The organism is Brucella pituitosa, assembly GCF_003049685.1.
Classification (GTDB): Bacteria; Pseudomonadota; Alphaproteobacteria; order Rhizobiales; family Rhizobiaceae; genus Brucella; species Brucella pituitosa.
In genome coordinates, this window is sequence record NZ_PYSY02000001.1 from 2,260,589 (window position 1) to 2,272,500 (window position 11,912).

The window sequence follows — 11,912 nt, forward strand, 5'->3', positions numbered from 1 at the left end:
TTCACGGCGCTGCATAACGCTGAGAAGTAGTTGAATTGGCCCAAGACCCCGCACTCGAAATGCGGCGTGGGGGTAACTCCACCGTGGGTTCGAATCCCACCCTCTCCGCCATATCACTTCAAGGTCGCGTGTTTTCCTGACAAGTATTTTCGGGCTTGCAGACCAGTCCGGTCTGTGCCAGCAGATCTGCCACACCGTCACGCGCGCCCAACCCCTCGGCATCGCACAGATATTCCATGTGATCACTCAAGTATCCGGCCATCGGCGCACGCCAGTCCGGTGAGGTTTCGATCATCTGTTCAGACGTATAAAGCAGATACTCGACATATGCCCCATAGGCGGTGAGCTCGGTCGTGCCTCTCAGCGAGCAATAATCGGCCTGCGCCAGTTCGGGTTTTTGCACCGTCAGATTCAGGAACTCGCGATATATTTCGCGCGCAGTCTGGTCGCGCTGAATGAGATCGGCCTGACTGACTTGATAAGGAATGATAATCAGCGCCGAGAGCGCGGCAAAGGCCGTCGCTATCCCGCCCAGAGCGGCCAATTGTTCAGTATTGCGCCGTAACCAGTTCCACATGTTCAGACCTTGGGTTGCTCATGGGTGGCACAATGGATACCGCCGCCAACCTCACCCACCGGATCGATATTCAATGTAACAATCTCCCGACCGGGATAGAGTTTGCCAAGAATAGCCGCAGCCCGTTCATCGGCTTTACGATCCCCGAACTCGGCAGCTAACACCGCGCCGTTACAAACATAGTAATTGACATAGGAAGACACGAAATCGCTGTTGCTCGAACGTATGTCATAAGGTTCCGGCAAAATGACCATATCCAGCTTGCGCCCCTCGGTATCGGTTGCTGCAGCCAGTATGTCATGCGTTTCAAAGGCGGCAGCCGACCAGGGGTCGTCGGGATCGATCTTATCTCCCATCTGGATCAGCAACTGTCCGGGCTTAACAAAACGGGCAAGCGCGTCGATATGATAATCGGTGATATCGGCACCGATGATCCCGGGTGCCCAGATCATCTTGCGTGCACCCATCGTGTCCAGCAGCATCTTCTCGATTTCAGCTTTGCTGCCCCGGTTTCGGTTGGCATTGATGAAGGTGCTTTCATGAGCGATCAGCGTGCCGTGGCCGTCGGTTTCAACTCCTCCCGCCTCGCCCACCAGACCTGCGTCGAAAACCTGCAATCCCATCCGTTCGGCTATCCGCGCCGCGATCTTCCCGTCTGCGCGGTGGGTCTGCTTGTTGCCCCAACCGTTGAAATTGAACTGCGTGATGGCGAGACCACCCTTGCCATCAACAACAAAGGAGGGACCGGAATCGCGACACCACAAATCGTCGGTTGGAATGTCCCATAATTCCACATTGCGCGACACCAGCTTGCGAACAGCAGGATGGTGTTTTGCTGCAGCCAGCATCACAACCGGCTCGAATTCCGCGATAGTATTGGCTATTTTCGCGATCGTTTTCTGAATATCATCAAGAAAATCAGGATCGTCATACACAGCCGGATTCACCGGCCATTGCATGAAAGTGCGTTCATGCGGCTCTGTTTCTTCCGGATACCAAAAACCGGCAGAACGAGCCGATTGACCTTCCGCTTGCCCTCGGCGCGCTTGCACCGACAGACCAACGGCAGCGGCGGCAACACCCAACAAGGTTTGGCGGCGTGTCATCATCCTATCACCATGAAACTAAAAAGTATTTTAGAATATTCTTATATAAAGTAGGACTGCCCGTCCCCCCTGTCAACAGACACCAAACCGGCTTCGCGCGTATCGCTCGGCTATTTATTGACTGCGATCCGAAAGCTCAGAGGCGGCTCTCATTCCGAAAGCGCGCCAATGTTTGCAAGCAGCATGAAGTTTTAAAGGTTCTTCTGAGCAAATCTGTCAAATGCCGTGAGGAAATCGCCAAGGAACTTGGCGGTGTCAGGCACCAGCTTGCCGCTTTCGTCGACGAGCCTATCAACATATGCGAGATAAGCCTCGGGCTGTTGCAAGGTCGGCATATCGAGGAATACCAGCGATTGCCGCAGATGATGATTGGCACCAAAGCCAGAGATATTGCCCGGTGAACCGCTTATAATAGCAGCTGGTTTTCCACTCCACACGCTTTGACCATATGGGCGCGAACCCACATCAAGTGCGTTCTTCAAAGCAGCTGGCACGGATCGGTTATATTCGGGCGTCACAAACAGAACGGCATTTGCCTTGCTCACTTCCGATCGAAACCGCGTCCATGCTGCCGGTGGTACATCCGTATCCAGATCCGGATTATAAAGCGGCAAATCGCCGATCTCGATTGTCGTTAAAGTCATACCATCGGGCACAACAGCGCTCAGCCCCACAGCCACCTTGCGATTAAACGAATCTTTTCTCAGGCTTCCAACCAGAACAGCTACATTCAACTGTGACATCCGCTATCTCCTTTGTTGCAGCAACACGAGCCGTTTCCGACCCCCCACACCCTATAAGCTAAGACAGCACGCAACAATTGGAAGCAAAAACTCAAATCTGATCAAAACTCAATTCTGGATGGGCGGCTTTCCATACCTGGCCGATAGCAACGAAATGTCGTCTTCCCATCAGCCTTGGCAGAATAAAGTGCCGCATCCGCATTGATAAATACACTCGATGCAGAGTTTCCGGATATCTGCGCTATTCCCACAGATGCTCCGAGCCTTAATTTCTGATTATCAAAAATCACATCTTCACAGAGACGGTCAATTATGTTTTGCGCAAGTTTCTCGGTTGTTTCTTTATCATAATAGTTCGATGTAATAACGGCGAACTCGTCTCCACCTATTCTGAAAATACTATTTCCTATTTGATTTATTGTATTGAGACGCTCTCCCATCACCTTAATACACTCATCACCGGCGAGGTGACCATAATCGTCATTTATACTTTTGAACCCATCCAGATCAATGAGCAGAAGAAACCCTGATTTGCTGTCAATGTCGGCATATTCCAGCGCCGAAGTCAGCTTTAAATGGAACTGGCTTTTATTAGCCAGTCCCGTCATTTGATCATATTCAGCAAGATAAACTATCCGATCAAATAAAGCTTTCTGATCAGTAATATCCTGCTTCATACCAAAAATTCGAACCGGTATATCATCCTGACATTCGATAGAAGCCGTGATGCGTATCCAGCGCTTGTTACCGCGGAATGTCCTTATTTCGGCCTCCAGGGTGAAGCCGCTACACTCTGCAATAGCACCCGATCTGCGCTTTTGTAGTTCCTGCCGGGAATTCTCAGTATAGCAAGCCAGTGTCTCAGACCGATTAAGCGGTGCACCCCGTGGAAGCTCAAAAATATCATACACATAGTCCGACCAAGTTAACTCCTCTTCGGGTAACGTGCACTCCCAGATACCGATTTGAGCGACAATAGAAGATTGCCCGTATATTTTTTTGAAATGTGAAAGCGTTTGTGCCTGCTCATTGATGAGTTTTTCTTTGCTTTCTAATTCAAGTCGCAGACACTTCAGCTCATCTCGCAACTGGCTCAGCACGGCGTCATCTTTGATGGGCATTAACACTCTCTACTGTTGCAGCAACAATGACAGTCACATCTTCATATCCCAAAGGATTTTCTTATTAAGCTACTGCTTATTAAGATAACCTATATGCACGTCATGCTCAACGACCCGGAAACTCCACCCCCTCCGTCATTATCTTATCGGCTATCGGGCACTTATAAGTTTCAGAATAGCTCACTTACGGCATAACTGCACCAGCCAAGCATATTCAATTACACTGTCTCCGCACTTCTCGAAGAGAGCCAAACCATGCTAGATCACCAATATGAGTGTGCTATCTTCTGAGTTTCCCATTTATACTCCACCGCTGGAGCCATATATTTCGATCATTCATCGTGATGCGGACATTCTGGTGCTGGACAAGCCAAGCGGGTTATTGTCTGTGCCGGGGCGTCATCCTGCCTTGTCGGATAGTCTTGCGACACGCGTACAAAAACAGTTTCCAAATGCACTGATGATCAACCGTCTCGACAAGGATACGTCTGGTCTGGTGTTGATGTCGCTCAATCGCAAAGCGCATGCCGCAATTGCCGCGCAATTTGAGGCGCGTACAACCCAGAAATCCTATGTAGCAGAAGTATGGGGACGCGTGGAAAATGATGAGGGGATGATTGATCTGCCCTTAGCGATCGATCAGGATAACAAACCTCGCCATCGGGTGGACCGTGAAAACGGCAAGCCCGCTCAGACGCATTGGACGGTTCTGGAGCGTGGCGAAGACACGACGCGGCTCCGCCTGTTTCCGTTGACCGGACGCACTCATCAGTTACGCGTCCATATGAAAGCAATAGGTCATGTCATCCTTGGGGATGAGTTTTACGCGGAAGGAGCTGCACTCACAGCCGCAGACCGCTTGCTATTGCATGCAGAAGAAGTCGCTTTTCGTCATCCGGATGGACGCGATGTTAAATTCACCGTCCCCTGTCCGTTCTAAGAGCAACCATGTCGCAAAAAGCAGAAGCATCCGAGCTTATTGTTGATTTTGTCGGTGGCGCAGTTGGTCACAGGTTCCGCTCAGGTGAAGGCCGGGGGCAGGCACTCGCCAAGGCTGCGGGATTAACCGGCGGTGTCACGCCCGACATAGTGGACGCGACAGCGGGACTTGGGCGGGATGCCTTCCTGCTCGCTTCACTGGGTGCCAAGGTGACACTCATAGAGCGCTCGCAAAAAATGCATGATCTGCTCGCTGAAGGATTGGCACGTGCGGCGGCTGAGGGCGGACAATATGCCGAGACCGTATCACGAATGACCTTGCTGCATGGCGATTCCTGCCAGCTACTCCCCGACCTCAAACCACAAGTGGTTCTGGTTGATCCCATGCATCCGCCACGAGGCAATTCAGCACTGGTCAAAAAGGAAATGCGCCAGATCCGGGAAATCGTCGGCACCGACCCGGATTCCGAAAAGCTGATGCTGGTCGCACTGGAGCATGCGCAAAATCGTGTCGTGCTCAAATGGCCATTGCGTGCAGAACCGATGGCTGGGCTACGCAAGCCCTCCCATCAAATACTGGGCAAAAGCACCCGCTACGACGTCTTCGTTAAAGCAAAAATTGTGACGGCTTAACCTACGAAAGCCATTTCACACTTTTCGGGCTATCCTTTAATTCGAGCACTTCACGTCATAAGAAATGACGGATGGTGTATCGGGTGAGTCCCCCACCGTTGCGACGGAAAGACTGTTGCCAGCATTCTTGTACTCAAAGCCACAGAAGCCAAAGCCCGTTCCCGCACAGCCATCGACCTCGTTGATCCCCATATCCAGCAGGTCCTGCGACGTGCTATCGGGTTCCTGCTTGCTCTGCTCTGGCTGCCAGCCATATTCCTTGAGCATCATGCGTGCCAGAATAATCGGTACATGACGAACATTGGGAACTGTTACCTGCCCTGCGCAGAACTTCTCTTCATTTGGCAACGCGGTAATGACGATACCCTTCCCTCCGACAAGCTTCACATCGGCAACCGGCTGCTGAACCAGATCACCATCCCAAAGGCGCAGAACGTCACCGTGTTCTTCAACACGGCCCAGGCTCAAAGCGGTCTTTTTGGATGCATAGGCGAGTGCGACGAGTTTACCGTTGTCATAAAAGGCAATGTTACCATCTTTCAGCAGGCATGATCCACTCGTACCTTCTTCGGTGTCGGCAACGAAACTAACGACCTGCAGAGAACCAAGTTTCGCTTCACCGGTTAACGTCCAGCCATGCTCTTCAACTGCACGCGCCTCGGCACTTGGCGTCTTGCTGGCCCGGTTAACACAGGATTCCGTCTCTTCATTCTTTTTCGGAGCTTTCGGCAGTTCTGTAAGACGCACAATATCGACCCCACTGACCTGCGAAACAGGGATGAACTTATCCAGTTGAGCTGATGGGGCAGTGTGTGCCTGAGCATTCGCGGAGGTTGCGAATGCCAATGTCATGCCAGCCGTGAGAAGACGAGAGATCATACCAAACCATTCCAAAATCGACGCTCTTGCAGGCAAAGCTGATCATCTGAACAAACGAGGCCCGGCCTGATTCCGGGACAAGATAGCAGTCAAACGTCTATATTAAAGCCAAAACATTGCTTTTATTTTCTCTTGATTACAATTCAACTCGATCGTTCGAGGTAGCGATTTGAATTATTTGAGACTTGGAAGCATTATCGAAGATCGATGATTGGCAACACAGGTGAACAACATTGAGGCAGGATGAAGAAAACCATTGATCTGACAACCGCGCCCATCAATCAAGCGTTGTTGCTCTTTGCCCTGCCCACACTCGGATCTTCGATCCTGCAATCCGCAAATGGTTCCATCGACACAATCTGGATCGGACAGTTACTCGGTACAGATGCGTTAGCCGCAACCACCAACGGCAATCTGGTGATGTTTCTGCTAACGGCCTTCGTCTTTGGCTTCGGCATGGCCTCTACAATTCTCATTGGTCAGTCTTTCGGACGGCGCGATATAGAAACAGCGCGCGCGATAGCAGGCACAACGCTAGGCGCTTTCATTCCGGTCAGCATTATCATCGCAATAATTGGCTGGTTTCTTGCACCCACCGTGCTGGGGCTACTGGGGACGCCAGAAACTATCGAGCCATTGGCGCGTGCATTTCTTCAGGTAACGTTCGTCGCCATGCCTGCCATTCTTATGCAGACCATTTTGATGATGGCGCTTCGCGGTAGCGGTGATTCCATAACGCCGCTCATATTCATGGGGCTGGCCGTCGTTCTCGATATCGCACTTAATCCGCTATTCATTCTGGGCATCGGTCCGATACCCGCTTTAGGCATATCCGGTTCTGCATTGGCTACGGCCATTGCAAATTACATCAGCCTCGCGGCGATGCTCATCTATGTTTACCGCAAGGACCTGCCACTGCGCCTCAAAGGACAAGAGCTTTGGCTTTTGGTACCCGATCTCAAGGTCTTGAAGCTGATTTTCAGCAAAGGGCTTCCTATGGGTATCCAGATGATCGTGGTATCCAGCGCCATGCTCACCATGATGCGTCTAGTCAATCAGGAAGGCGTCAACACGACTGCAGCCTTTGGCGCAACGCAACAATTATGGACCTATGTGCAAATGCCGGCGATGGCTTTGGGTGCCGCCGTCAGCGCCATGGCCGCGCAGAATATTGGCGCGGGTAAGTGGGATCGTGTGAACAGTATCACCCGCATCGGAGTTCTCTATGCAATCCTGATGACCGGCGTTCTCGTTGTTGTGCTGCTCATCGCGGACAGACAGGCCATGCAGATTTTCCTGGGCGCTGAAAGTCCTGCTATTGCAATCGGTCAACATATTGGAAAGATCGCCACCTGGGGCTTTATCGCCTTTGGCGTTTCGATGGTTCTGTTTGGAACTGTTCGGGCAAACGGGCAGGTCATCTGGCCGCTCATCATCCTTTTTGTGTCGATGTATCCGGTTCGCCTGGGCGTTGCAGTAGGCATGCGAGACTGGCTCGGCCCGGACGCGCTTTGGCTCAGCTTTCCGGTGGCTATGCTGTCCACAATGCTCATGGCGGGAGCGCTATATCTTCGCGGCGGCTGGCGCAAAAATCAATCAATGCGCGTCGATAAATTTGAACTGGAAGGCACTGCCGCCGCAACTTCACAGACGGCAGAAGCCGCACCCTCATCCAATGCGATGACGCCTAATCCGCCACATGTGCCGGAGAATAGCTAAAGCGATGCTTGAATGGCTGGCGATGCTCATCTCCGCAGCAACGTTAAGACGCTCAACCCGCAATCATATAAGCCGAAGGCATTTCCGCCTTCGGCTTATAAGTTCAGATAAGGCCTTCTTCTTTGAGTGCCTTCTGCACAGCAGGCCGCGACATCACGCGCTCACGTAAGGCGAGAGCTTTTGGATAAGCCGTGAGATCCACCTTCATAGCCAGCCCCCATCCCAGAATAACTGAGGCATAGGCATCTGCCTGTGTAAATTCTGCACCGAGCCAGTATGCGCGACCGTCTTCCAGTATAGCCTCAAGTTGCCCCATACGGCGATTAACCGAAGCGATCACCGTAGCCCTGGCTTCTTCCGTTGGATTAGGCGCAAATAGGCCACCAAACGCGACGTGCAGGTCACCACAAAAGCCCAGTGCTTCTTGCAAACGTGCGCGTTCAATCGTGCCATAAGCTGGCTTGAATGCTACTACATCCGAATGATCGCCAATGTACTGCAAAATAGCCGCGTTCTGGGTAATCACCACACCCGATTCAATTTCTATTGCTGGCACGGCACCACGCGGATTGATCTTCAGATAGTCAGCACCGCTTGCCGTCTTCTTTTCCTTCAGATCCACGACTTCCAGATCATAGGCAAAGCCAGCTTCGCTAAGAACGATGTGCGGGGCCAAAGAACATGCGCCGGGTTTATAATAGAGCTTCATTGCCATCTCCGTGGGACGTGTTTCACAGCGCTTCTATCAGTTTCTGGAGCTGCGACAATATTTCTTGCAATCACGATGTTGGGATATATTTTTCCAAGTAATTGCCACTCGCGATGTTTTCTTGTCCTGGAACGGCAAAAGCCCCAGCTTATAAGCTGGGGCTTTTTTAATTATCATGAGATTTAGGCCTCGCTGGCAACAAAAAAAACCGCCTTACGGCGGGTTTTTTTTGGTTGCGGGGGCAGGATTTGAACCTGCGGCCTTCAGGTTATGAGCCTGACGAGCTACCGGGCTGCTCCACCCCGCGTTAAGGGCTTAATTTGTATGACCGGATTTGGTATTTTTTGCGCTTATCGCTGATGAAAGCTGTTTTGTATGATTATGAGAAGATGTTGATGATTTGTGTGCTTAGCAGACCTGGCAGCGACCTACTCTCCCGTGTCTTAAGACAAAGTACCATTGGCGCTGGAGCGTTTCACGGCCGAGTTCGGAATGGGATCGGGTGCAGCCGCTCCGCCATAACCACCAGGTCGGCGAAGAACACAAATATGAGAAGCTGGTTGTCTTTCGTGCAGATAATAAAACGATATCAGTTTAAGCGTTTCGAAGCGAAGCTTCGCAAGGCCGACTGGCCGTCGCCGATGTTTCGGCGTGCTGTCCGCAGGCTAGCCTGACGTTAGTCAGGCGCTCAGCCGTAAGGACATAAACTAAACTAATATCTATCGAACTTGGTTCGATGGATATTGTAAATGAGAATGATCAAGTCGATCGAGCTATTAGTACCGGTAAGCTACATGCGTTGCCGCACTTCCACACCCGGCCTATCAACGTGGTAGTCTTCCACGGCTCTGATAGGGAATACTCGTTTTTAGGTGGGTTTCCCGCTTAGATGCCTTCAGCGGTTATCCCGTCCGTATATAGCTACCCTGCTATGCCGTTGGCACGACAACAGGTCCACCAGAGATACGTCCATCCCGGTCCTCTCGTACTAGGGACAGATCCTATCAATATTCCTACACCCACGGCAGATAGGGACCGAACTGTCTCACGACGTTCTGAACCCAACTCACGTACCGCTTTAAATGGCGAACAGCCATACCCTTGGGACCTGCTCCAGCCCCAGGATGCGATGAGTCGACATCGAGGTGCCAAACAACCCCGTCGATATGGACTCTTGGGGGTCATCAGCCTGTTATCCCCGGCGTACCTTTTATCCGTTGAGCGATGGCCCTTCCACGCGGGACCACCGGATCACTATGACCGACTTTCGTCTCTGCTCGACTTGTCAGTCTTGCAGTCAGGCAGGCTTATGCCATTGCACTCGACGAACGATTTCCGACCGTTCTGAGCCTACCATCGCGCGCCTCCGTTACTCTTTAGGAGGCGACCGCCCCAGTCAAACTACCCACCATACACGGTCCTGGACCCGGATAACGGGCCGCAGTTAGACATCCATATAGATAAGGGTGGTATTTCAGGATGACTCCACAATGGCTGGCGCCACTGCTTCAAAGTCTACCACCTATCCTACACATGTCGACACGAATGCCAGTGTAAAGCTATAGTAAAGGTGCACGGGGTCTTTCCGTCTAACCGCAGGAACCCCGCATCTTCACGGGGAATTCAATTTCACTGAGTCTGCGTTGGAGACAGCGGGGAAGTCGTTACGCCATTCGTGCAGGTCGGAACTTACCCGACAAGGAATTTCGCTACCTTAGGACCGTTATAGTTACGGCCGCCGTTTACTGGGGCTTCAATTCAATGCTTGCACATCTCCTCTTAACCTTCCAGCACCGGGCAGGCGTCAGACCCTATACGTCGTCTTGCGACTTCGCAGAGCCCTGTGTTTTTGGTAAACAGTCGCTACCCCCTGGTCTGTGCCACCCTCCAATAGTTGCCTATAGAAGGGTCACGCTTCTTCCGAAGTTACGCGTGCATTTTGCCGAGTTCCTTCAACGCAGTTCTCTCAAGCGCCTTGGTATTCTCTACCAGTCCACCAGTGTCGGTTTAGGGTACGGTCTATATGCAGGAGCTATTTCCTGGAACCGCTTCGCTGCACATTCAATCCAATAAGAATGTACAACACACGCAATCCGTCACTACCTGCAGGCCCACGAATATTAACGTGGTTCCCATCGACTACGCCTTTCGGCCTCGCCTTAGGGGCCGGCTAACCCTGCTCAGATTAACTTTAAGCAGGAACCCTTGGACTTTCGGCGAGGGAGTCTCTCACTCCCTTTATCGTTACTCATGTCAGCATTCTCACTTCCGATACCTCCAGGATGTCTCACGACTGTCCCTTCACAGGCTTACGGAACGCTCCGCTACCACGCACATACGTGCATCCACAGCTTCGGTGTATGGCTTTAGCCCGGTACATTTTCGGCGCAAAGACCCTTATTTAGACCAGTGAGCTGTTACGCTTTCTTTAAATGATGGCTGCTTCTAAGCCAACATCCTGGTTGTTTTGGGATCCTCACATCCTTTCCCACTTAGCCATAACTTAGGGACCTTAGATGGTGGTCAGGGTTGTTGCCCTCTTCACGACGGACGTTAGCACCCGCCGTGTGTCTGCCCAGTAGTACTCCCCGGTATTCGGAGTTTGATTAGGATCAGTAAGACGGTGAGTCCCCATAGCCCATTCAGTGCTCTACCCCCGGGGGTATTCGCTGGACGCTCTACCTAAATAGATTTCGCGGAGAACCAGCTATCTCCAAGTTTGATTGGCCTTTCACCCCTAGCCACAAGTCATCCCGATCTATTGCAACAGATATGGGTTCGGTCCTCCAGTACGTGTTACCGTACCTTCAACCTGCTCATGGCTAGATCACTTGGTTTCGGGTCTAATCCGACGAACTGAACGCCCTGTTCAGACTCGCTTTCGCTGCGCCTACACCTACCGGCTTAAGCTTGCTCGTCAGACTAAGTCGCTGACCCATTATACAAAAGGTACGCTGTCACCCAGAACGAATCTTGGGCTCCAACTGTTTGTAGGCATTCGGTTTCAGGTACTATTTCACTCCCCTCGTCGGGGTGCTTTTCACCTTTCCCTCACGGTACTGGTTCGCTATCGGTCATGCACGAGTACTTAGGCTTGGATAGTGGTCTACCCATGTTCAGACAGGATTTCACGTGTCCCGCCCTACTCAAGGACTTATGATCATGTTGCGTGTACGGGGCTATCACCCACTCTAGCCAACCTTTCCAGATTGTTCCACTTTACTCACATAAGCCACTGGCCTGGTCCGCGTTCGCTCGCCACTACTAGCGGAGTCTCGTTTGATGTCCTTTCCTCTGGGTACTTAGATGTTTCAGTTCTCCAGGTTCGCTTCTAACCCCCTATGTATTCAGAGTTAGATACCTTATTACGATAACTAGAAATCATTTTAGTTCTTGCTCGCGTGCCGTACGCAGCTTGCGCTGCTGGCACTCCGCAGGGGCGGCCCACATGGGCCGACGACCTAGCGGTCTGTATTGGTATAAACC

General features: G+C 51.7%; 9 protein-coding genes, 1 tRNA gene and 2 rRNA genes (1 of these 12 cut by a window edge). 3 read left to right on the plus strand and 9 right to left on the minus strand.

What is annotated here, in order from left to right; all coding sequences use genetic code 11:
• Positions 1-118: 118 nt before the first annotated feature.
• From C9380_RS11140 to C9380_RS11155, 4 genes are all read right to left on the minus strand, one after another.
• The gene (locus tag C9380_RS11140) at positions 119-577 is read right to left on the minus strand and encodes a hypothetical protein (RefSeq protein ID WP_024896922.1); all 459 of its coding nucleotides are present in this window, start codon (positions 575-577) and stop codon (positions 119-121) included.
• Positions 578-579: 2 nt separating this feature from the next.
• Positions 580-1,683, minus strand: coding sequence for an agmatine deiminase family protein (locus C9380_RS11145; protein ID WP_128093659.1), 1,104 nt, complete (start codon positions 1,681-1,683; stop codon positions 580-582).
• Positions 1,684-1,874: 191 nt separating this feature from the next.
• The gene (locus C9380_RS11150; protein ID WP_111787252.1) at positions 1,875-2,426 is read right to left on the minus strand and encodes an NADPH-dependent FMN reductase; all 552 of its coding nucleotides are present in this window, start codon (positions 2,424-2,426) and stop codon (positions 1,875-1,877) included.
• 101 nt (positions 2,427-2,527) lie between these two features.
• Positions 2,528-3,547: a GGDEF domain-containing protein gene (locus tag C9380_RS11155; RefSeq protein WP_024896919.1), complete on the minus strand. Its 1,020-nt coding sequence runs from the start codon at positions 3,545-3,547 to the stop codon at positions 2,528-2,530.
• A 271-nt stretch (positions 3,548-3,818) separates the two neighbouring features.
• On the opposite strand from C9380_RS11155, the gene C9380_RS11160 reads away from it, so the two are divergent.
• Positions 3,819-4,487, plus strand: a complete 669-nt coding sequence (locus tag C9380_RS11160) for an RluA family pseudouridine synthase (RefSeq protein ID WP_128093545.1) — start codon at positions 3,819-3,821, stop codon at positions 4,485-4,487.
• An 8-nt stretch (positions 4,488-4,495) separates the two neighbouring features.
• Positions 4,496-5,119, plus strand: coding sequence for a class I SAM-dependent methyltransferase (locus tag C9380_RS11165; RefSeq protein WP_128093546.1), 624 nt, complete (start codon positions 4,496-4,498; stop codon positions 5,117-5,119).
• Positions 5,120-5,155: 36 nt separating this feature from the next.
• On the opposite strand, the gene C9380_RS11170 is transcribed toward C9380_RS11165, so the two are convergent.
• Positions 5,156-5,998, minus strand: a complete 843-nt coding sequence (locus C9380_RS11170; protein WP_128093547.1) for a hypothetical protein — start codon at positions 5,996-5,998, stop codon at positions 5,156-5,158.
• Between the two features lie 243 nt (positions 5,999-6,241).
• On the opposite strand from C9380_RS11170, the gene C9380_RS11175 reads away from it, so the two are divergent.
• Complete coding sequence (locus C9380_RS11175; protein ID WP_024896915.1) at positions 6,242-7,717, plus strand: MATE family efflux transporter; 1,476 nt, start codon at positions 6,242-6,244, stop codon at positions 7,715-7,717.
• A 103-nt stretch (positions 7,718-7,820) separates the two neighbouring features.
• Here C9380_RS11175 and gst read toward each other — a convergent pair whose 3' ends face one another.
• From gst to C9380_RS11195, 4 genes are all read right to left on the minus strand, one after another.
• The gene (gst, locus tag C9380_RS11180; protein WP_128093548.1) at positions 7,821-8,426 is read right to left on the minus strand and encodes a glutathione transferase; all 606 of its coding nucleotides are present in this window, start codon (positions 8,424-8,426) and stop codon (positions 7,821-7,823) included.
• A gap of 230 nt (positions 8,427-8,656) precedes the next feature.
• A tRNA-Met gene (locus C9380_RS11185) sits at positions 8,657-8,733 on the minus strand.
• A 108-nt stretch (positions 8,734-8,841) separates the two neighbouring features.
• Positions 8,842-8,956 (minus strand): 5S ribosomal RNA (gene rrf, locus C9380_RS11190).
• 225 nt (positions 8,957-9,181) lie between these two features.
• Positions 9,182-11,912 (minus strand): 23S ribosomal RNA (locus C9380_RS11195); it runs 176 nt beyond the window's last position.